Source organism: Oceanivirga miroungae (genome assembly GCF_902505095.1).
GTDB classification, from domain to species: Bacteria; Fusobacteriota; Fusobacteriia; order Fusobacteriales; family Leptotrichiaceae; genus Oceanivirga; species Oceanivirga miroungae.
This window is the reverse complement of the sequence record NZ_CABWIB010000001.1, coordinates 1,161,028-1,181,349: the sequence shown is the minus strand read 5'-3', so window position 1 is coordinate 1,181,349 and position 20,322 is coordinate 1,161,028. Positions and strand designations below refer to the sequence as shown.

Annotated in this window: 25 protein-coding genes and 1 pseudogene; 15 read left to right on the top strand and 11 right to left on the bottom strand. The window is 25.7% G+C overall.

Annotated features, from left to right (window positions below):
* Positions 1-3 precede the first annotated feature (3 nt).
* The 4 genes from OMES3154_RS05730 to OMES3154_RS06475 form a co-directional block, all read right to left on the bottom strand.
* Positions 4-594: an RNase H1/viroplasmin domain-containing protein gene (locus OMES3154_RS05730; RefSeq protein ID WP_156683827.1), complete on the bottom strand. Its 591-nt coding sequence runs from the start codon at positions 592-594 to the stop codon at positions 4-6.
* A gap of 1 nt (position 595) precedes the next feature.
* Positions 596-811, bottom strand: a complete 216-nt coding sequence (locus tag OMES3154_RS05725) for a heavy-metal-associated domain-containing protein (RefSeq protein WP_197271521.1) — start codon at positions 809-811, stop codon at positions 596-598.
* A gap of 190 nt (positions 812-1,001) precedes the next feature.
* Entirely contained in the window at positions 1,002-1,313 is a 312-nt protein-coding gene (locus tag OMES3154_RS06480) for a putative DNA binding domain-containing protein (protein WP_197271520.1), read from the bottom strand.
* Positions 1,314-1,326: 13 nt separating this feature from the next.
* A complete protein-coding gene (locus OMES3154_RS06475; RefSeq protein ID WP_197271519.1) occupies positions 1,327-1,581 on the bottom strand; it encodes a hypothetical protein in 255 nt (84 codons plus the stop codon).
* Positions 1,582-1,697: 116 nt separating this feature from the next.
* Here OMES3154_RS06475 and OMES3154_RS05715 point away from each other — a divergent pair, with 116 nt between their 5' ends.
* The 11 genes from OMES3154_RS05715 to rsgA are packed head-to-tail and all read left to right on the top strand — an operon-like array spanning position 1,698 to position 11,246.
* The gene (locus OMES3154_RS05715) at positions 1,698-2,600 is read left to right on the top strand and encodes a DUF4037 domain-containing protein (protein WP_156683825.1); all 903 of its coding nucleotides are present in this window, start codon (positions 1,698-1,700) and stop codon (positions 2,598-2,600) included.
* A gap of 1 nt (position 2,601) precedes the next feature.
* The gene (locus tag OMES3154_RS05710; protein ID WP_156683824.1) at positions 2,602-3,192 is read left to right on the top strand and encodes a DUF4125 family protein; all 591 of its coding nucleotides are present in this window, start codon (positions 2,602-2,604) and stop codon (positions 3,190-3,192) included.
* Complete coding sequence (locus OMES3154_RS06470) at positions 3,192-4,343, top strand: Maf family nucleotide pyrophosphatase (protein WP_197271518.1); 1,152 nt, start codon at positions 3,192-3,194, stop codon at positions 4,341-4,343. The genes OMES3154_RS05710 and OMES3154_RS06470 overlap by 1 nt, the downstream gene beginning before the upstream one ends.
* 50 nt (positions 4,344-4,393) lie before the next feature.
* On the top strand, positions 4,394-5,326 hold the full coding sequence (locus tag OMES3154_RS05695) for an L-lactate dehydrogenase (RefSeq protein ID WP_156683823.1): 933 nt from the start codon (positions 4,394-4,396) through the stop codon (positions 5,324-5,326).
* A gap of 60 nt (positions 5,327-5,386) precedes the next feature.
* Positions 5,387-6,094 carry a hypothetical protein gene (locus OMES3154_RS05690; protein WP_156683822.1) on the top strand — a complete coding sequence of 236 codons (708 nt, stop codon included), beginning with the start codon at positions 5,387-5,389 and terminating at the stop codon, positions 6,092-6,094.
* A 41-nt stretch (positions 6,095-6,135) separates the two neighbouring features.
* The gene (locus OMES3154_RS05685; RefSeq protein ID WP_156683821.1) at positions 6,136-7,200 is read left to right on the top strand and encodes a M24 family metallopeptidase; all 1,065 of its coding nucleotides are present in this window, start codon (positions 6,136-6,138) and stop codon (positions 7,198-7,200) included.
* Between the two features lie 9 nt (positions 7,201-7,209).
* Positions 7,210-8,145: an alpha/beta hydrolase fold domain-containing protein gene (locus tag OMES3154_RS05680; RefSeq protein WP_156683820.1), complete on the top strand. Its 936-nt coding sequence runs from the start codon at positions 7,210-7,212 to the stop codon at positions 8,143-8,145.
* A complete protein-coding gene (locus OMES3154_RS05675; RefSeq protein ID WP_156683819.1) occupies positions 8,135-8,464 on the top strand; it encodes an AzlD domain-containing protein in 330 nt (109 codons plus the stop codon). Before OMES3154_RS05680 ends, OMES3154_RS05675 begins: the two co-directional genes overlap by 11 nt.
* Positions 8,451-9,542, top strand: a complete 1,092-nt coding sequence (gene prfB, locus OMES3154_RS05670; protein ID WP_156683818.1) for a peptide chain release factor 2 — start codon at positions 8,451-8,453, stop codon at positions 9,540-9,542. The genes OMES3154_RS05675 and prfB overlap by 14 nt, the downstream gene beginning before the upstream one ends.
* Positions 9,542-10,378: a PASTA domain-containing protein gene (locus OMES3154_RS05665; protein WP_156683817.1), complete on the top strand. Its 837-nt coding sequence runs from the start codon at positions 9,542-9,544 to the stop codon at positions 10,376-10,378. The genes prfB and OMES3154_RS05665 overlap by 1 nt, the downstream gene beginning before the upstream one ends.
* Positions 10,371-11,246, top strand: a complete 876-nt coding sequence (gene rsgA, locus OMES3154_RS05660; RefSeq protein WP_156683816.1) for a ribosome small subunit-dependent GTPase A — start codon at positions 10,371-10,373, stop codon at positions 11,244-11,246. Before OMES3154_RS05665 ends, rsgA begins: the two co-directional genes overlap by 8 nt.
* Before the next feature lie 19 nt (positions 11,247-11,265).
* Here rsgA and OMES3154_RS05655 read toward each other — a convergent pair whose 3' ends face one another.
* From OMES3154_RS05655 to OMES3154_RS05645, 3 genes are read right to left on the bottom strand one after another with little or no spacing between them, the layout of a single operon-like run.
* Complete coding sequence (locus tag OMES3154_RS05655; RefSeq protein ID WP_156683815.1) at positions 11,266-11,793, bottom strand: hypothetical protein; 528 nt, start codon at positions 11,791-11,793, stop codon at positions 11,266-11,268.
* Positions 11,794-11,814: 21 nt separating this feature from the next.
* Complete coding sequence (locus tag OMES3154_RS05650) at positions 11,815-12,348, bottom strand: hypothetical protein (protein ID WP_156683814.1); 534 nt, start codon at positions 12,346-12,348, stop codon at positions 11,815-11,817.
* On the bottom strand, positions 12,348-13,535 hold the full coding sequence (locus OMES3154_RS05645) for an AAA family ATPase (protein WP_156683813.1): 1,188 nt from the start codon (positions 13,533-13,535) through the stop codon (positions 12,348-12,350). The genes OMES3154_RS05650 and OMES3154_RS05645 overlap by 1 nt, the downstream gene beginning before the upstream one ends.
* A 260-nt stretch (positions 13,536-13,795) precedes the next feature.
* Between OMES3154_RS05645 and tyrS the strand changes: the two genes are divergently transcribed.
* Genes tyrS through OMES3154_RS05630 form a run of 3 tightly spaced genes read left to right on the top strand, consistent with a single transcriptional unit; the run spans position 13,796 to position 16,680 of the window.
* A complete protein-coding gene (gene tyrS / locus OMES3154_RS05640) occupies positions 13,796-15,007 on the top strand; it encodes a tyrosine--tRNA ligase (protein WP_156683812.1) in 1,212 nt (403 codons plus the stop codon).
* Between the two features lie 11 nt (positions 15,008-15,018).
* Positions 15,019-15,948 carry an FAD-dependent oxidoreductase gene (locus OMES3154_RS05635; RefSeq protein ID WP_156683811.1) on the top strand — a complete coding sequence of 310 codons (930 nt, stop codon included), beginning with the start codon at positions 15,019-15,021 and terminating at the stop codon, positions 15,946-15,948.
* Between the two features lie 9 nt (positions 15,949-15,957).
* A complete protein-coding gene (locus OMES3154_RS05630; protein WP_156683810.1) occupies positions 15,958-16,680 on the top strand; it encodes a YebC/PmpR family DNA-binding transcriptional regulator in 723 nt (240 codons plus the stop codon).
* A 93-nt stretch (positions 16,681-16,773) separates the two neighbouring features.
* Here OMES3154_RS05630 and OMES3154_RS05625 read toward each other — a convergent pair whose 3' ends face one another.
* From OMES3154_RS05625 to OMES3154_RS06465, 4 genes and pseudogenes are all read right to left on the bottom strand, one after another.
* On the bottom strand, positions 16,774-17,811 hold the full coding sequence (locus OMES3154_RS05625) for a site-specific integrase (protein ID WP_156683809.1): 1,038 nt from the start codon (positions 17,809-17,811) through the stop codon (positions 16,774-16,776).
* A 438-nt stretch (positions 17,812-18,249) separates the two neighbouring features.
* A complete protein-coding gene (locus OMES3154_RS05620) occupies positions 18,250-18,804 on the bottom strand; it encodes an Abi family protein (RefSeq protein ID WP_197271517.1) in 555 nt (184 codons plus the stop codon).
* A gap of 284 nt (positions 18,805-19,088) precedes the next feature.
* Positions 19,089-19,836 (bottom strand): annotated as a pseudogene (gene istB / locus OMES3154_RS06660) (IS21-like element helper ATPase IstB).
* A complete protein-coding gene (locus OMES3154_RS06465; protein WP_197271516.1) occupies positions 19,823-20,086 on the bottom strand; it encodes a hypothetical protein in 264 nt (87 codons plus the stop codon). Before OMES3154_RS06465 ends, istB begins: the two are co-directional and overlap by 14 nt.
* 66 nt (positions 20,087-20,152) lie before the next feature.
* On the opposite strand from OMES3154_RS06465, the gene OMES3154_RS05605 reads away from it, so the two are divergent.
* On the top strand, positions 20,153-20,320 hold the full coding sequence (locus tag OMES3154_RS05605; protein WP_156683806.1) for a helix-turn-helix domain-containing protein: 168 nt from the start codon (positions 20,153-20,155) through the stop codon (positions 20,318-20,320).
* Positions 20,321-20,322: the final 2 nt, after the last annotated feature.

Sequence of the window (20,322 nt, the reverse complement as noted above, 5' to 3'; positions counted from 1 at the left end):
CTCCTATTTGTGAAAACCTAAATCACTAGGATTAATATCTCCTGATATTTTTTTTAGCTCTCCACCATTTTGTATAAATTCACTATACATATCGCTAACTTGAATGATTAGCTTAATTGTATCTTTTTCTAAATTTTTCTCGTTATATATTCTTTTTGACCAGTATTTAATAACTAATTCACTGTCACCATATATTTTTTTTACCTTATATTTTTTTGCATACTTTAGTGCAATAAAAAGGCCACACAATTCCCCAAAGTTATTTGTTCTATTAGGTGCTAGTAAGTAGTTGCCAAATTCATTTATTTTTTCTTTTGGCATTATTTCATTTAAAATAGAAGCACCTAAATGATTAGTTACTCTTACTTCAACCCCTATACCACGTCCAGTACCTGCATCAAAATAAATAGCATCAGAATCAAGCTTAGTATAAGTTTCATAATTTGCACCTTCATCTAACCATTTTTTAGCTTCCATTTCATTTTTAAATTTTTTGTACCTAGCCTTTTTACCCTTAATATTATTACTGCATTCCAACCAATTATCAAATATATATTTTTTATTCTCATCGATTAAATATAGAGCATAAACCATATTATTTAATTTCCGTAACTTCGTAAGAACCAGCAGATTTTATAATCCCTTTTAATTCATTATCTGAAATATCAGTTGATAAAATAACTTCTACTGTTTTTTCATCTAAATCTACTGAAATTTCCTCTACTTCAGGAAACGAGTATAAGACATTTGTAATTTTTTCAACACAGCTATTACATTTAATAGCAGGTATAGTTAATATTTTTGATTTCACTTTTATTTCCTCCTTCACAATACATACCTAATAGTAGCATAGAAAACCTAAAATTTCTAGTTGCTTGTGGCATAAATGATGTTTAAAAAGTAAATTTTTATTGTGTGATTCACACAATAAATTTTAAATACCAATAAAGGTGTTTAGATTTTACTCTTAACACCTTTAAATTATGTATTTTAGTTTATCACTATCCATTTACCATATTTTTTAGAACCTTCTCTTTCTCTCTTGCTGAAATATTTGGGTTAATTATCATCATATTTATAATTATATCCTCTATATAATTTTCTGTTTTCATCTTTTGAGTAGTTTCTTGGGCAGTGCTACCATTAAATTCTTTTAGAAATTCAGCATTGATACTCATAACAGCATTTGTATAATTATCTTTTTCATTGTCTGGGTAGAATTTAAGATTAGGAGAACCATTTTTAATCAAAGCATCTTTTGCACGTCTTATTCCTGAACCATAAGATTCTATTAAATTAAGTGAAAAAAACATATCCTTGAGTTCTTTATAATGATTCTATTGTAATTGGTGGAAGTGGTCTGTTATGGTTTACAAAGGATATTCTATCCTTGTATACATAAATACCCACGTATTCAGGTGTATCATATTCTTTATGTAAAATAGCATTGGTTGCAAGTTCTTCAAATGCTGTAAGTGGATAGTTGTATATAATTTTGTGTTCTATTTTACTATCTTCTCTTATTGTATATGAAACCATCTTTAAAGTACAAATAATTCCAAATTTATTTATATATATCACTAAATATGGTATAATAATTGTATAAAAACATTGTAAATAAAAGAAAAATATTATAGAAAGAATAGGTTCAAATCGTAGTGGGTATTGGAAAGTAAGAAAATAAATTTGGAGGAAAAATGAAAGGAATGGAGTTATCTCGTAAATTCTATAACGAGGTATTAAAAAGCAAGTTTGATGAATTAAATATACCATATGCTTGTGGTCTATTTGGTTATGGTTCAGAATGTTATGGTTATGATGATAATATATCACAAGATCATGATTTTAGTGCTATGCCAGTTATTCTTTTATCTCATGAAAACTATGTTAAATATAAAGAAAAATTTAATGAAATAATAAATAATTTAGATAAGACTTTTATGGGGTATAAGTTATTAGATGAAACTGTATGGGGAAAAAATAGAAGAGGTGTACTTGATATTTCTGAATATGTATTTAGTTTTTTAGGAAGTGAAAGTGGTCCTAATTCTGATATAGAGTATAGAAATATTCCACAGTACTTATTATCTTCTTTTACAAATGGTGAAGTTTTTTATGATACCGATGGTAGCCTTACTAAATTAAGAGAAAAAGTTAAATTTTATCCAAGAGATATTAGATTTAATATGATGGCAACAAGATGTATGCAGATAAATAGTTCATATGTTAACTATGAAAGAATGGTTAAAAGACATGAAAATGTTGCAGCTTATGAAGCCTTATCAATATTTATTCAAAACTCAATAGAAATGTATTTTTTAATTCATAAAAGATATGCACCATACTATAAATGGCATCATAAAATGCTATTAGAGATTGATAAAAAAGCGTATGATTTAATAAATAGCTTAGTTGATAATAGCTTATCTACAAACGATAAGATTAATACTATGGATAAAATATCAAGTGATATTATAGATAAATTAGAAGAAGAAGATGTGGTAATAAGAATAGCAGATTTTATTGGATATTATGGTGATGTTATTCAAAGTAGAATAAAAGATGAAAGTATAAAAAGTCTTGGCTGTTGGAGGGATTAAAATGGATGATAAAGATAGAATAATAAAAGAAATTTTAGATATTGAATGGGAGCTATTTACAAACCTAAATAATGTTGGAGGAAGAGCAAATTGTCAGGATAATAAAAATGAATTTTTAATAACAAGATCAAGCCAATGGGAAAATTTAAGTAGAAATGTTTGCTATAGCTATTTAAAAGATTTGCATAATGCTAGAATTTCAAATACAAACCCTTTATTTGAAAAGTATGCATATATGATGGAATATACTCATAAAGATGAGTTTGATAAAATCAAGATGTATCTACCAGAAGAAGATGAAAGAAAGAATAAAGTAATATCTAAAATTGAAGAAATTGTTATGAATTGGGAGAAAGAGTTTCATAGTAAATATCCAAAAATTAGTAAATTTGTAAGACAAATTGACATAGATGATGTAGCACCAGCTAGAGCATACCTAATTGGAGAACACAAGTCGTATTCATATACAACCAACTTGATATATTTAGAATACATTAAAACTTTAGATTTTAACTTGGTAGAAAAAATATACTCAGATATTATAGCTAAAAAAGGCTTAAAAGATTTAGATACGCTAGAAGGAAGTCTATAATGATACTGATGTCAGCCTCTAAAAGAAGAGAAGAACTTTTAAAAAAAATAATAAAGGATTTTAAAATTGTAGTCCCTGATATAGATGAGAATATAGATGAGGAAAATCCAGTTAAATTTGTAAAAAAACTATCTAAAATGAAGGTATTAGCAGTAGATATAGATGACACATGTATAGCAGCAGATACTGTGGTTGTATTTGATAATAAGATACTAGGTAAGCCAAAAGATAAGTTGGAGGCTATAAATACTTTAAAGATGTTATCTGGGAAAAAGCATTATGTATTAACAGGAGTTAGTATAAAAAAAGGGAAAACTATAAAAACATTTTATGATAGAACCGATATAGAGTTTAGAGATTTAAGCGAAAACGAAATAGTAGATTATGTGGAAAATATGAATCCATTAGATAAAGCAGGTTCTTATGGAATACAAGATAGCAATTTTGTTAAATCATATGATGGTTCATATTACAATGTAGTAGGATTACCTATTGAAAAGTTAAAAGAAGAATTAGATAAACTAGACTATACAATTTTAGAAGTTAAAAATTTAAAAAAAGTATATGATAAGGAAGTAATATTTGAGAATATAAGTTTTAAAGTATCAAAAGGTGAAATATTTTCAGTTATAGGTAAATCTGGGATAGGAAAATCTACTATTGGTAAAATAATAATAGGAATTACTAAATATGATGAAGGTGAAATTCTATTCGATAAAAAAGACTTAAAAGAAAGAAAAATAAGAGATATTCAAATGATATTTCAAGATCCATATAGTTCACTAGATGAAACTATGAACATATATGAGCTATTAAGTGAGCCTTTAATTGTAAATAAAGAAAAAGATATAGAAAAAAAAGTAAATGAAATGCTAGATATACTAGAATTAAGTGAATATAAGTATAAATATCCAAAAGATTTATCAGGAGGGCAAAGGCAAAGAGTAGTAGTAGGAGAGGCTATGATATTAAGACCAAAACTGATAATAGCAGATGAGCCTACATCAGCATTAGATCTTACGACACAGCAAAAAATACTTGATTTAATACTTTACTTTAATAAAGAATATGCCACTACCTTTATATTCATATCTCATGATTTGGATATAGTAAAAGAAATATCAACAAGCATTTTCAGATTGATAAAATAAAAATTTTGGTGTAAAATCTATAATCAATTAAGGAAATGGAGTATAGAATAATGAAAAGAGCGAATAAAGTTTCAATAATAGGAGCAGGATTTGTAGGATCTGCTACAACATTAGCAGTTTCTGAAAGTGGATTAGCTTCAAATATTGTATTAGTGGACATAAACAAAGAAAAAGCACAAGGAGAAGCATTAGATATAGCTCATGGTGCTGCATTTTTAAAAGCTACTGAAATAACAGCAGGAGACTATAAAGATACAAAAGATTCTGATATAGTAATAATTACAGCAGGAGTAGGTCAAAAAGATGGTGAAACTAGATTGGATTTAATAAATAAAAACCTATCTATATTCAAAACTATGATACCTCAAATAGTTAGATACTCTCCTAATGCAATACTTTTAGTAGTATCAAATCCGGTAGATATATTAACATATATAACATATAAGTTAAGTGGCTTCCCTGCAAATAGAGTAATAGGAAGTGGAACAGTTTTAGATACAAGTAGGCTGCAATATAATCTGGCTAGAATATTTGATATAGATGCAAGATCTATTCATGGATATATAATAGGAGAACATGGTGATAGTGAATTTCCAGTATGGAGTGCACTTAGCATAGGGCCTTTATCAATAGATGAATATGCAAAAAGAGAAAATGTTGAGTTAGATGAACTTAAAAAAACAGTAACAGAAGCAGTAAAACATTCAGCTTATGAAATTATAAGAAAAAAAGGATACACAAACTATGCAATAGGTTTAGCTGTTAGAAGAATAGTTGAAGCAATACTAAGAGATGAAAAAACTATACTAACTATATCTACATATAATCCAATAGAAGATATTTACTATTCTGTACCTAATATAGTAGGTAGAACAGGACAAATTATGAAAGTTTGTCCAGAATTTAATGAACTTGAAGTAGAACAACTAGCTAAGTCTAAAAAAGTCTTAAAAGATGTTATTAGTAAAATAGATTTTAAGTAGTTGCAATATACTGTTAAAAATAGTATAATTTACTTAGTTAATTAAAAAAGGAGAAAAAATATGAAAAAAAAGTTAATAATAGGAACTGTTGTAGGTTTTATTTTAGCTAGTATGAATACATTCGCATTAGATACAGTAGGACCTAGACATAGATTAGAAGGTTCAGTTACAATTATGGGTATGAGATTTGATAAAAAAAATCAAATAAAGTCTTTTGAGGGTGAAAAAGTAGATTCAAATGATAATAAGGTAGTGCATTGGAATGAATACAGTGCTATTTCAGTTGCATATAGACCTGAATGGACAGTACCAGTTAGTAATGTATTTTCAGTAACAATGGGACCTAGTATAAATTTAGGAGCACAATTAAATGTGGATAATTATAATTCAGCATCTGGGGCAACTGGTGTATATGGTCTTGAAGGTGGTGCTGGAGTAGAAATGGATTTAAACTTTAGAATACCAAATTCAGAAGTAATATATATAGGAATTGATGGTATAGTTAAAGGAATAGCTTATTTAAAATCGTTGAAATATGATAATTCTAGCGAAGCTACTACTAAAGTACTATCAAAAGGAGTAGAATCAGGAGTAGGACTTACTTTAGGAACTAAGGTAAGTAATAGGATTAAAATAGGTGCAAGAATAGGATATGAAAATAAACAGCTATGGGAAGGAAATATAAGTAAAGAATTAGAAGGTAAAAAATTAAGAGGACAACATATAATGCCAATAAGTGTTAACTTTGGATATATATTAGGAAAATAAAAAATAAGGGGCTTTGCCCCTTTTTAAATAAAAGGAGTATTATGGATAAGATAAATAAGATAAGAGAATACTTAGTAAAAAATAATTTAGATTCAGCTATCATAACAAAGCCTACAAACATATACTATTTAACTAATTTTAACTGTGATCCACATGAAAGATTATTAGCTTTAGTAATAAAAAAAGACAGTCTAGCAATGTTAGTGCCTGCAATGGAATACGAAAGTGCAAAGGCAAAGTTAAAAGTAGAGCTTGAATTAGTATCATATTTAGATACTGAAAATGGATTTAGAAAATTACAAAATAAAACTGGTAATTTAGAAAAAATAGCAATAGAAAAAGACTATATGACAGTTGATTGGTTAGAGAGAATTAGCTTTGAATTTAATGTTTCTCATGTAGAAAGTATTAGTTCACATATAATAGATATGAGAAAATATAAATCAAATGATGAAATAGAAAAATTAAAAAAGGCAGCAAATCTAGCAGATGAAGCTATTTTAATAGCTCGTGAAAATTTAAAAGAAGGTATTACAGAAATTGAATTAAAAAGTATAATTGAATTTGAAATGAAAAAAAGATATGCTGTTAATATGTCATTTGATACCATTGTCTTATTTGGTAAAAACGCAGCAAATCCGCATGGAGAAAGTGGAGAAACTAAGCTAAGAAAAGGGGATCTTGCCTTATTTGACTTAGGTGTTTGGTATGAAGGTTATGCAAGTGATGAAACTAGAACAATATTTTTTGGAACACCTGAAAAAGAAGCTGAAAAAATATATGAAATTGTAAAAAGAGCTAATGAAGAAGCAATAAAACATGTAAAACCAGGAGTTAGTTTTAGTTATTTAGATAAAATAGCTAGAGATATTATAGAAAAAGAAGGTTACGGTGAGTATTTTAACCATAGACTAGGACATGGTTTAGGTTTAGAAGTACATGAATATCCAGATGTATCAAGTGCTACATCTGATTTATTAGAAGAAAATATGGTATTTACAATAGAACCAGGGATATATAAGCCAGGAATTGCTGGAGTTCGTATAGAAGATGATATAGTAGTTACTAAAGATGGATATATGGTTCTAACTAAAACAGAAAAATAAAGGGAAAAAATGGATATAAAAAAAGAAGTCATAAATGCATTAAGAAATAGAAAAGATGATGAATTTAATTTAGGCGAAGAGTTAATAATAGATGGTGTAAATCTAGGTAAAATGAGATCTATGATAGGGTATAGAGGACTTGATTTAGCAAGTGATGTTGATATTAAAATTGATTATGTTGATGGATTTAAATCATATATATATAATGATAATACTGATTCAAATTATACCTTATTCTACCTTCATGGCGGTGGATTTTATGGTGGAAGTGCTATAGTTTACGAATATATTTGTAAATATATTGCAAAATATGCAAATATTAGAGTAATTAATATGGAATATCCATTAGCACCAGAAATGAAGTTTCCAGATACATCTAGATTAGTTTATTCAGTTATAAAACAATATGCAAAAAAATATGAAAATAATATATTTAGTATAGCAGGAGATAGTGCAGGAGCACATATATCTATGAACGTGGTACAAGAAGATGTATTAGATAAAAAACTAATAAGTTTTTTAACTATGTATTATCCATGTATGTCATTATCTAAACTGGAAAATTGGAGTATTTCAAAGTATAATTTAGATGAAGATAGTCATTATGCTAAGATAAATATAAAGTTTTTAAGATCTCTTTTTCCATTTATAGAAAAATTCTATGTAAAAAAAGGTACAAATAAAAATACAAAAGAGTATAACTTTAATTTAATGACAGAAAAAGATTTTTCAAAACTGCCTAGTATGATGATAATAAAAGCACAGTATGATTATTGTAATTTAGAAATTGATGAGTTTATAGAAAAATTTGGTGTAAAATCTTATGTATTTGAAGGTATGCCACATGGATTTATGGAACTTTTAGGATATGTAGAAGAAGTTAAAAAGGCACTAGATCTAACAATAGAAAATATAAAAATAAGTAGGGATAAAATTGGCGAATAAAGATGTATATATATTAATAGTAGTTGTAGGCATTATTACAATGCTATTTAGAATACTACCTGTATATATAAAAGTTAATGATGAAAATGAGTATGTAGAAACTTTTTTTGAAATACTTCCAATTTCAATAATAAGTGTACTAGTATTTCCTGAAATATTTACAGCAATGGGAACTAGTTTATTTGATATAGGACTTAGTATTTTTGCAATGTTTGTAGTAATAATTATGACAATAAAAAAATTAAGTCTAGCGCACATTGCAATAGGTTCAGTTATTTTAATCTTAATTTTAAGGGGGATGTATTTTGGAATCTTTTGAGATAAAAAAAGAAGTTACTAATATTTATGAAAATTTAAAAGATAAATTTTGCGTAGATGATAAAATAGAAAAAATAAAACAAATTGAAAAATTAATGCTCGATGCAGATTTTTTTAAAAGAGATGATAATTTAAAAATAATAGATGAATTAAATACTTTAAAAAAATATATTTCTGATGTAGAAAATATTAACTTAATGTATAATAATATTGAAGTCTTATTAGAATTTATAGCATCTGGAGATACTGATTCAATAAAAGATTTAGAAAATACATATGAGGAATTTGTAGAAATTACAAATGAATTTAGTAATAAGGTTCTATTAAATGGAGCATATGATAAAAATAATGCAATAGTTACAATAAATAGTGGAGCTGGTGGAACAGAAGCTTGTGATTGGGCTAATATGTTGTATAGAATGTATGAAAGATATTCAGCTAAAAATAAGTTTAAGTTAGAAGTTTTAGATATATTAGAGGGCGAAGAAGCAGGAATTAAATCCATTACTTTAAATATTAGTGGAGAATATGCTTATGGACTTTTATCTTGTGAAAAAGGAGTACATAGATTAGTTAGAATTTCACCTTTCGATTCTAATAAAAGACGTCATACTTCGTTTGCAGCAGTTAATGTAATACCAGAAATTTCTGATGATGTTGAAATAAATTTAGTGATGTCAGATTTAAAAATAGATACATATAGAGCAAGTGGAGCTGGAGGGCAACATGTAAATACAACAGATTCAGCTGTAAGAATTACACATATACCAACTAATATTGTTGTTACTTGTCAAAATGAAAGATCACAACTGAAAAATAAAGAGTCTGCAATGAAGGTTTTAAAGGCAAAGCTATTTGAATTAGAACTAGAGAAAAAAGAGAATGAGATAAGTGAAATTAAAGGTGAAGAGCTTAAAAATGAGTGGGGATCACAAATCAGATCATATGTTATGCAACCATATAAACTAGTAAAAGATCATAGAACAAAGTATGAAGCTGCAAATGTAGAAAAAGTTTTAGATGGATATATAGATGACTTTATTAACGCGTTTTTAAAGTTTAAAAGTTTAGGAGAATAATGAAGACGAAAAAGAAAAGTAAGAAAAAAAATAATAAGAAAAATATATTATTAAGTTTATTAAACCTAATACTATTTTTAGCTGTAATATACTATTCGTTTTTAATTTTTAGATTCTATTTTTTTAATGAAAAATTAGTTTATGTTCCTAATATAGTTAGTTTAAACGAAAGTCAGGCTAAAAAAATATTAGAAGAAAGTCATCTTGGGTATAATATAATATCGTCAAGATCAAATGAAGTACCGTATGACATAATATATAAGCAATTTCCTCAAGCAAATACAAAAGTCAAAATAAATAGAGCAATAAAAGTGTATATAAATAATGAAAAAGGTGATAAAATTCCTAATATTTACGGACTTAATTTGGATGAAGCAAGAAGTATATTAGACGAAAAGAAAATAAATATTAAAAGAATAGACTATAAAGCTTCTGAAATAGAAGAAAATACCGTGTTATCAACATATCCTAAATATGGGGATCTAATAAAATATGGAGAAAGTATTTCTATTCTAGTTTCATCAAGACAACTAAAAAAACTAAATAATATGCCTAATATCATAGGTTATGATATATCAAAAGCAAAAGATATAATAAAGAAATATAATATAGGGAATATTGATATTATAGGGCTTTATGATAAAAATTACCCCGAAAATATGGTAATAAGAACAGATCCTATGCCAAATAGAGAAATAGACAGAAATAGTAGACTTAAAATATATATAAGTATAAGCAAAAAAGATAAAGAATTAGAAGAGTCTTTAAAAAAAAGTGAAAAATCAGACGAGAGTATAGATAATTTAATAAAAAGGGCCTTAGAAAATAATGAGTAATATAGTAAAAGCTAAAATAATAGAAAAGATACAAGGATTTTATGAAGCTGTTGATGATAATAATAACAAATTTACAGTGAAATTAAGAGGAACATTAAAAAAGACTAATGACAAACTAAATTGTGTGATAGGAGATATTGTACAAATAGATGTAGAGGATAATGTAATAATAGGTATAGAAAAAAGAAATAATCTTCTACTAAGACCTTTAATTTCCAATGTTGATTATGTTGCTTTTGTATGTTCAATAAAAGATCCTGATTTTGATATTATAAACCTATACAAAAATCTTTTATGGGTAGACAGGGAGAATATAAATACAATTTTAATATTAAATAAAATTGATTTAGTAGATGATAAAGAATTAGAAGATATCCTAAAACTGCTATCACAAAAATTAAAACATATAAAAGTTATAGCTATTAGTATTAAGAAAAATATAGGAATAGATAAATTAAAAGAGTATATAGAAAATAAAAACATTGTACTATCAGGGGTATCAGGAGTCGGTAAATCAATTTTAGTTAATAAGTTACTAGATATTGAGGAACTGGAAGTTGGAGAAATTAGTAAAAAAACTAAAAAAGGTAAAAATACGACAATAAATACAAGATATTTAGAAAAAAATAAGATAAAGATATACGATACACCAGGGTACAGTGCTGTTGCTATTCCAGATTACACTGATAAAAAAGAAATTATGACTTGGTTTCCTGAATTTAAAAACTATTTATCATTATGTAAATTTAGAGATTGTCTTCATATAAAAGAACCATCTTGCATTATAAAATTTAAAGTTAGTGAAGGTGAAATTGATAAAGATAGATATGAATTCTATAAAACACTTGTGGAAAATAAAGGGATTTAGCTAAAAACTAAGCCCCTTTTTAGTTAAGTATAAAATAAATTTTTTTTAAATCTTCAAAATTTTTAAATTTAATATCTAAACTTTTATCCTTTAAATCTATAGTTAAAGTTAAATTATCTTTGTCTATATTAGACTTTTTCACTTCATTTTTAAGTATTGTATTTGACTTATATATTAAAATTTCCTTAGTGTATTTTAATTTGTAATAAGATTTAATACTGTTTGCAACTATAAAACTAATAGAAGCTATACTAAAAAATATAATATTTATTTCTATAAAATTTAATATGTATAAAATTAGTGATAAGAGATACAAAATTACGGTTGTGTATAAATAATTGTAATTTAATATAATGTAGTTAAATTTAATTTTTAATCTATGATATTCTATCTCTAATATGAAATCAAATATTGTAGGTAATAGTAAAATAAAAATAACTAAAATAGTAGTAAAAAAACTTGTTGTGGCAAATAGAATATAGCCTAAAATTGCTAATACTATGCTAATTGCAAGTAATATAGTTGAAATAAACATTTCTTTTTTCATAAAACACTCCTTTTATTAAACTTATATTTTATATTCATCTTCTAATAAATCAAATAGAGTTTGGTATTTTACATTTTTCTTTTGTTTATATAATTTTATTGCATTTAATAATTTATTTACGTCATTAAAATATTCTTTTACAAAATCATAATCCTTCACAGAACTTATTTTTAATATCTGCTTACAATATTCGCTTGGTTTTAGATGATGTTTATTATAATCATCAAATTTATTTTCAGAAAGTATAATTAGCATTTCTATTTCAGGAGAAGTAATTATATTTTTAACCTCAATTCTAGAGCCATAAATTTTCTTGTTTCTATTACTGATATTAAAATTTTCATTTTTTGAATCAAGGATTCTATATATTTTTACTTTTGAATTGAATTTAAAATTTAAGTAATTTTCAAGAAAGTTATTTGCACTTCTACATCTGATAGGCGATCTATTTATTAAATAATCATCATTTTTTATTATTAAAGCACTATGCTCTAATAATATTTCAATTATTGCTTCTTCAGCTGCACCTTCACATATTATTGCATTATAGTCCATTAATTATTTATACCTTCTTTTATTATGTGCTTTATTTTTTGCTTTAATTCATTTGCTATAGAATACTCTAATGAAGTATTAGAAATCATTCCTTTTATAATTTGTTCGCTTTTTTTTATATCTTTTCTTTTTAATTCGTTAGATAATTTAAATAGATTAATATTTTTATTCTTGTTAAGAATATAAATAGCATCATTTCTATCTATATAATCTAATAATTCTACGTAATGTGTAGAGTAAACTAAAATTGCTCCCTTTGTATTAATAGTTCTATCTTTAAATAAATTTATGAAGTAAAGTATTATTTGTCTATTAAAGTGGTTTTCTAGTTCATCAATTATTAAAATTCCTCCATTAGAAATAGCTTGAATTGCTCTCATAAAAATATTTATACCTTTTATAGTTCCAGAAGATAAAATGTTTTGTAATTCAAAATAGTCATCAGTAGTTATTTCGGTTTCTTGATTGATGAATTTTACCTTTGTAGTATTTTTAGATACTTCGACATTTTCTATGCTAGGGTCTAATAATTTTATTAGCTCTGCTGGAATTACTGCACTTGTATTCATAAAATTAAAGTTAGTGTGAAGTAATGTATTTGCCCAAAAAATCTTTTTTACATTTTTTCTTTGGTATAGTAGATGTATTATGCTCACGGTATCTATTGATTCGGCTGTTCTTTCTATAGTTTCTATTACTTTATTAGAAAAATCAAATAGATCATTTTTTGATGTAACACTCTTTGCTTTTTTAATTTTTAAAGTTTCATCTTTTATAAAGTATTCAGTTCTAAATCCAGTGACATCTTCTCTTGTAGATATAGTTGTGTTTAGTTCTACTATTACCTCTTCATTATTATAGTTATCTACAAATAAGTAAGTTTTAAAGTTAGTTTCTTCGCCTAATTTTAAATTTAGTATATTTGATTCGATATTAGAAATGTTATCTCTATTTATATATTTAGCATTTACCATATTTATTATGAAGTTTATGATATTTAGCATTTTAGTTTTACCAGAAGCATTAAGTCCAGTAAAAGCTATAACTTTATTTAAATAAAAATTTTTAAAAATATTAATTAGTTCATGTTTTTCATCAGAACTAACCCTAGATTCTGTTATAAAATCAATATTAATTTCTCTGTTAAATAAAGGTAGGTTATTTGCTGTGATTTTTAATATTTTCATATAAACTCCTCCTTTTTTGTATTTCAACACAATTTTACCACATAAATACACATATTTCAATGTTTATTTACGTATTTTGTGTAGTTAGCTTAGAAAGCAAAAATGTTTAGATTCTTAATCTTATTATATGCTCTTTATCAAACTTTAAAGTACAATACAATGGAAAAAATTAAAAAAATGTGTTAAAATAGCATATAAGTGAAAATATTGAAAAAATTTAATATATATAGTAAAATAAAATACTATGTTAGGAGTTAAAAATGGAAGAAAAAGAATTAGAAAAAGAAGTATTAAGACAATATAATATACTAAAAAGAGGCTGTGAAGAAATAATAAATGAAGCTGAATTTAAAGAAAAATTAAGAAAAAGTATTAAAACTAATACTCCATTAAAAGTTAAATTTGGAATAGATCCAACAGGATCGGATTTACATATAGGGCATGCAGTTCCATTAAGAAAATTAAAACAATTTCAAGATTTAGGACATGAACCAATATTTTTAATTGGAACATTTACTGCAAGAATAGGTGATCCAACAGGAAAATCTGAAACAAGAAAAATGCTTGGAATGGATGTAATAGAGAAAAATATAAAAACATACTTAGATCAATTAAAATTAATATTAGACATCGATAAATTAACAGTTAGATATAATCATGAATGGTTAGAATCATTAAACTTAACTGATGTACTTAATCTTTTATCTAAATTTACTGTATCTCAAATGGTAGCTCGTGAAGATTTTTCAAAAAGATTAGAAGCAGGAAAACCTGTATCTTTAATTGAATTCATGTACCCTATATTACAAGGTTATGATTCTGTTGAGTTAAATGCTGATGTGGAATTAGGAGCAACAGAACAAAAATTTAACATATTAAGAGGGCGTGACTTATTAAAAGACTTTGATAAAGAACCTCAAATATGTATGTTAATGCCTATATTAGTTGGATTAGATGGTGTAGAAAAAATGAGTAAATCACTTGGAAACTATATAGGAGTTAAAGATACTCCAAATGATATGTTTGGTAAGATTATGTCTATATCAGATGATTTAATGTTTGTATACTATGAACAAATAACAGATATACCAATAGATGAAATAGAAGAAATAAAGAAAAATATGCACCCAATGGAAGCTAAGAAAAAACTTGCAATGGAATTAATAAAGATTTACTACAGTGAAAAAGAAGCATTAGAAGCTAGAGAATATTTTGAGAACGTATTTTCTAAAAAAAATCTTGATGTAGAATTACCAGAAGTAAGTATTTCACTTGATGAAGTTTCAATAATTGACTTATTAGTAACTCACTTAAACTTCTATAAATCAACAAGCGAAGCTAGAAGAGTAATAACACAAGGTGGATTTAAAGTAAATGATGAAGCTATAAAAGATATAAGCCATGTATTAAAACTAGAAGACGGTTTAGTTATAAAAGCTGGAAAGAAAAATATAGTAAGAATAAAAAAATAAAGAGGGAAAAAATGGAAAACAAAATATACGATGTTGTAATAATAGGAGCAGGTCCAGCAGGAGTTAGCTCAGCTATTTATACAGTAAGAAAAGGTTTATCTGTTTTAATGATAGCTGACATAGTTGGTGGTCAGGTTACTACAACAAAAGACATAGAAAATATAATAGGGATACCTAAAACAACAGGATATGATTTTACATTAAGTTTAGAAAAACATTTATCAGAATATGATGTGGATAAGTATTTTGGTCATATGGTTAATAAAATAGAATTAGATGGAAAATACAAGATAATAAAGACTGATGATAAGGAATTTAGAGCAAAATCAGTAATAATAACATCAGGAGCTAGACATAAAAAATTAGGTGTAAAAGGTGAAGGAGAATATGCTAATAAAGGTGTACACTATTGCGCTACTTGTGATGGACCATTTTATAGAAATTTAGATGTTGTAGTAGTTGGTGGAGGAAACTCTGGAGTAGAAGCTGCTATTGATTTATCTAATATAGTAAAAAGTATAACTTTACTTGAAATATCAGATAGCTTAAAAGCTGATAATATATTACAAGAAAAAATTGCTAATATAGATAAAATAAAGGTAATAACTAATGCTGCTTTAAATGAGGTAAAAGGTGAGCAGTTTGTTACAAGTATAGAATACAAAGATGTAAAAACAAATACTCTAAAAACTTTAAATACAGATGCTGTATTTATAGAAATAGGAGTAGTACCTAATACAGATTCATTTAAAGATTTAGTTGAAACTAATAATATAGGTGAAATAAAAATTGATAAATATTCAAGAACTAATGTAGACGGAATATTCGCAGCAGGAGATGTTACAGATGCAGCATTTAAGCAAATTGTAATATCTATAGGAGATGCAGCAAAAGCAGCACTAAGTGCTTTTAATTATGTATTAAATTTTGAGGATAAATAGGGGGAAATAATGGGAAGACACGGAACTATTGCAGGTCGTAAAGATGCACAAGATAAAAGAAGAGCAGCAGCTTTTACTAAGGTTGTAAGATTAATTACAGTTGCAGCAAGAGATGGAGCAGATCCTGAATATAATGTTAACTTAAAACACGCATTAGAAAAAGCAAAAGCAGTAAATATGCCTAACGACAATATTAAAAGAGCTATACAAAAAGGTGCTGGAAATGGTGAAGCTGATGCATTTACAAGCATAAACTATGAAGGATATGGACCAGGTGGAGTAGCTATAATAGTTGAAACATTAACAGATAATAAAAATAGATCAGTTGCTAATGTTAAAAATGCTTTTGATAAATTAGGTGGAAACTTAGGAGTTTCTGGTTCAGTTTCATACATGTTTGATAGAAAAGGTGTTATAGAAATTGAAAAAACAGATAAAACTAATGAAGATGAAATAATGGATATAGCATTAGAAGCTGGTATGGAAGACATGGTAACTTACGATGATAGTTTCTATATTACAACTCCATTAGATGCTTTTGATTCAGTAAAAGATGCATTAAAAGCAAAATCTTATGAGTTTATTGAAGCTGATATAGAATATGTACCTTCAATAGAAGTAGAAACTTTAGCAGATGAAGATAAAGAAAAATTAATGAAACTAATAGATAAATTAGAAGACGATGATGATGTACAAAAAGTACACCATAACTATGTTGGAAGTTTTGAATAGATATAATAAAATCAACACTTTGATGGGTGTTGATTTTTACTTTAAAATAACCTAATAAAAATCTAACAAAAATATAATTTTTTTAATGATAAGTTATAACTCTAAAATAAATGAATTTAACTTATCATTACTTTTTTTAGTTAGGTGAGTATAGACATCTAAAGTTATTGATATATTGCTATGCCCTAATCTTTTACTTATTGCTGCTGTTGGCATATTATTTTCAAACAATATTGAAGCATGAGAATGTCTTAAATCATGTGGAGTTATTTTTGGTAGATTACACATTTTAGTATATTTTCTTAAACAGTTTACGACATTACTATATGAAAATGAAAACAAAAAATTATTTTCAGTTAGTTGTTGTTTATCTATAAATGCTAATATAGTATTTATTAAATCTTTAGGCATAGTTATAACTCTTATACTATTTCTGGTTTTAGGGGTTGAAATTAAATGGTCTCTTTGTCCTAAATTCTTATCTACATTTATTTTATATCTTGATATATCTTTTACTTGAAGTGCTAGTGCTTCACCTCTTCTTAAACCTCCGTAAAATAAAATGCTAAAGTATATTTTGTAATTAATAAATTTATCAGGAATTACATCAACAAAGGTGTTAAACTCTTCAAGAGTCCAAATATTGTATTCTTTATCTACTCTAACATTTTTAAAATACTCTAATCTTGTGATATTCTTATTTTGTATTTCAAAGCATCTATAAGCAAATTTATTTATTTGTTTTAATACTTTTATATTTGAATTTACTCTTTTATGTGATTCTTTACCTATGTTTGTTAGTAACTTATGAAAATACTGATAGGAATAATCTTTTAATTTTTTATCACCAAATATTTTTAAAATTGAATTACAATAGTGAGTATATCTTCTATATGTAGATTCCTGGACTCTAATTTTTCTATCTTTTAAAAACTCAACTATTATATCAGATAGAAACATATCTGCAGTATAATCTTTTTTTGCTATTTCATTTGCTTCAAATAATTTAGCTTCTTTTAAAGTTCTTAAATCCATTTTAGAAGTCCATTTACTTCCTTTAGGTGTATTAACTAAATATACTACACGATATAAGGTATCTCCTTTAGAATTTTTATACTTATATATTGGCATTTTTTCTCCTTTCGTGCTATAATTTTGGTATCAAAAAACTGCTGCTTATAGCAGTTTATAATTTGGATTTTAAAAGCAGTACAGAATTGCCGATTGACTGCTTTTTTAGTTATTTATTTTTTTTTTTATATTTTTAAATTTTCAATTATTTTATAATTTTTAAATCCGTATAATTGAGCTTCTTGATCGCTTTTATTTGGGCAGAATTTTTTTAATCTTTTCTTTATGGCTCCACCTGGGAATTTAGGATTAATTAATAGTATATGTTAAATATTCTAATATGAGTATATCTCTAGCTATTCTATCACTAGGTTTATTTTTTATATAGTAAAGTTTATCTTTAAACTCATCTAATATTTTAGGTCGTGTATTCAGTTTTATGTCTATTATATTTGAATTGTGAGCCGATAAATTTCTAATTAAATTTATAGCTTCTAACTACGAAATAAATTCTTTAGTTTTTAAGGAAAAATCTTTTGATATTTCATTTTGTTCTGATTCTAACATTAATTTAAAAATATCTAAAATTTCTCCAAATGTTAGTATATCAACTATTAGCCAAATTGGGACATCATTATAATTTTTAAAAGTTTTAATTAATTGATTTTTACTTTTGTTGAAATTTTTGACAATTCTATTTTTAAAATCATTTTCTTTACATTCAATATAGTGTTTATCGTATTCATTTTTATTTGCCCAATTTTTAAAGTTTAGATAGCCAGTAGCCCCATATTTTCTTCCTAATATATATGAAACTTTAGTTTTTAATGAAAGTTCAACTTTTTCAGTTAATCTTAATAAATCTATTCTTAAATTTTTATTTTCATAAAATCTTTGTAATATATCATTAAATGTTGTGTTAGAACTATATTTTTGGGTTGATGTGTTAAAATATATGAAAGAGCATTCCTTTATTTTATAATAATTTATAAAACTTAATGTTCTAATAGCTTTTTCTCTATCGTCTATAATTAATCCTCTTGATTCTAACAAGTCTATTTGTTCTTAAAATGTTTTAAATGGAAAATTCTCCATAAACTACCTCCTGAGTATAAAAAAAGCCTTGCGTAGACCTTAGTCTTGTATCATTTAAGACACTGCAAGGGGTTTGATATCAACAATATATTACCCCATTTTTGTAAAATTGTCAAATATTCTTGTTTTGAATGTATATAAAAACACCTAAAAAATATATAAATGTATCCCTGTGTACCTATATTTTTCTGTTTTGTCTCACTTATTTATTACTTAATTTATGTAATATTATAAATGTCAATTTAAAATTCCCCACTTTTATGTTTAATTTTCAATTTATCTTTTATTCTATATGATGGTCCTGTAATATTAAATAAATATGAATGGTGCAATAATCTATCTAATATTGCTTTAGTTATCATTTCGTCTTTCCCTAATATTTCTGCCCATTTTTCAAAACTAATATTACTTGTAATAATAGTTGATCTTTTTTCATATCTTAAATCTATTAATTGAAAGAATAATTTTGCTTCTAATGGTGATATTTCGTTAAAACCAATCTCATCTATTATTAGTAATTTATATTTAAAATAGTGCCTTATTTTCTTTTCTAATAATCCTTCTTGATATGCTTTTAGTAATAGATTAATTAATGAAATATACACTATTTCTTTTAATTGCTACCTCATACCCTATAGCTATAGATAAATGTGTTTTCCCTGTTCCTGGATTGCCTATGAAGAGTATATTGCTAGCTTCTTCATAGAATCCAGAATTAATTATATTCTTTATATTTTCTTCCTTTATTGAGGGCTGAAATCTAAAGTCATAATCCTCTATTGTTTTTACAAAAGGAAATGCTGCTACTTTCACGTTGTATAACCTATTATTTTGCTCTTTAGCTTCAACTTCATTACTTATCACCTTATTTATCCCATTAAGCTCTTCTTGGCTTATTTCGCTTGCTAGATTTAATTCTTTTAAATGGTTGTATGCTGAATTTAATTTTAAGTATTTTAATTTTTCTAAAACATCATTAATCGTTATCATATTTAATATTCTCCATTTCTTCAAGAATTATACTATTGTCTTCTGTTTTAGGTGACAAATTTTTATCATATTTTAAATCGTGTGAATCTTTAATATTTAATACTTTTGTTGAAATTTCGTGCATGTTAAAGTTTGATATGCAACACATAAAAAACATGACAAACATCAGTAAAATCAATAGGTTTAGAGATTTTGATAAAAATTTTAAACCTATTTTTTTTGATAATTCGCTAGAACTTAATAAATTCAAGTGTTCTAAACAATAAAAATTTGATATTATTAAAGTTGATATGCAACACCCTTTTTTAAAGTTGATATGCAACACTTTGGTATTCAAGAAAGGGTAAAAGTGAAATTAAAAGATAGAATAGAAATAGAAATTAGATTAAGAGAAAATACTGGTATTAGAGAAATAGCAAGATTATTAAATGTTAATCCTTCAACAGTATCAAGGGAAATTAAAAAGAATAGAATTAAATTATAGAG

Bases quoted from the DNA above. Each gene is read 5' to 3' on its own strand.
- rsgA (WP_156683816.1), top strand. From the start codon at position 10,371: ATGAGTAATATAGTAAAAGCTAAAATAATAGAAAAGATACAAGGATTT.
- OMES3154_RS05680 (WP_156683820.1), top strand. From the start codon at position 7,210: ATGGATATAAAAAAAGAAGTCATAAATGCATTAAGAAATAGAAAAGAT.
- OMES3154_RS05630 (WP_156683810.1), top strand. From the start codon at position 15,958: ATGGGAAGACACGGAACTATTGCAGGTCGTAAAGATGCACAAGATAAA.
- OMES3154_RS05625 (WP_156683809.1), bottom strand. From the start codon at position 17,811: ATGCCAATATATAAGTATAAAAATTCTAAAGGAGATACCTTATATCGT.
- OMES3154_RS05730 (WP_156683827.1), bottom strand. From the start codon at position 594: ATGGTTTATGCTCTATATTTAATCGATGAGAATAAAAAATATATATTT.
- OMES3154_RS05665 (WP_156683817.1), top strand. From the start codon at position 9,542: ATGAAGACGAAAAAGAAAAGTAAGAAAAAAAATAATAAGAAAAATATA.
- OMES3154_RS05635 (WP_156683811.1), top strand. From the start codon at position 15,019: ATGGAAAACAAAATATACGATGTTGTAATAATAGGAGCAGGTCCAGCA.
- OMES3154_RS05605 (WP_156683806.1), top strand. From the start codon at position 20,153: ATGCAACACTTTGGTATTCAAGAAAGGGTAAAAGTGAAATTAAAAGAT.
- OMES3154_RS05650 (WP_156683814.1), bottom strand. From the start codon at position 12,348: ATGGACTATAATGCAATAATATGTGAAGGTGCAGCTGAAGAAGCAATA.
- OMES3154_RS06470 (WP_197271518.1), top strand. From the start codon at position 3,192: ATGATACTGATGTCAGCCTCTAAAAGAAGAGAAGAACTTTTAAAAAAA.
- OMES3154_RS05695 (WP_156683823.1), top strand. From the start codon at position 4,394: ATGAAAAGAGCGAATAAAGTTTCAATAATAGGAGCAGGATTTGTAGGA.
- OMES3154_RS05685 (WP_156683821.1), top strand. From the start codon at position 6,136: ATGGATAAGATAAATAAGATAAGAGAATACTTAGTAAAAAATAATTTA.
- OMES3154_RS05645 (WP_156683813.1), bottom strand. From the start codon at position 13,535: ATGAAAATATTAAAAATCACAGCAAATAACCTACCTTTATTTAACAGA.
- OMES3154_RS05710 (WP_156683824.1), top strand. From the start codon at position 2,602: ATGGATGATAAAGATAGAATAATAAAAGAAATTTTAGATATTGAATGG.
- OMES3154_RS06480 (WP_197271520.1), bottom strand. From the start codon at position 1,313: ATGTTTTTTTCACTTAATTTAATAGAATCTTATGGTTCAGGAATAAGA.
- tyrS (WP_156683812.1), top strand. From the start codon at position 13,796: ATGGAAGAAAAAGAATTAGAAAAAGAAGTATTAAGACAATATAATATA.
- OMES3154_RS05690 (WP_156683822.1), top strand. From the start codon at position 5,387: ATGAAAAAAAAGTTAATAATAGGAACTGTTGTAGGTTTTATTTTAGCT.
- OMES3154_RS05715 (WP_156683825.1), top strand. From the start codon at position 1,698: ATGAAAGGAATGGAGTTATCTCGTAAATTCTATAACGAGGTATTAAAA.
- OMES3154_RS05655 (WP_156683815.1), bottom strand. From the start codon at position 11,793: ATGAAAAAAGAAATGTTTATTTCAACTATATTACTTGCAATTAGCATA.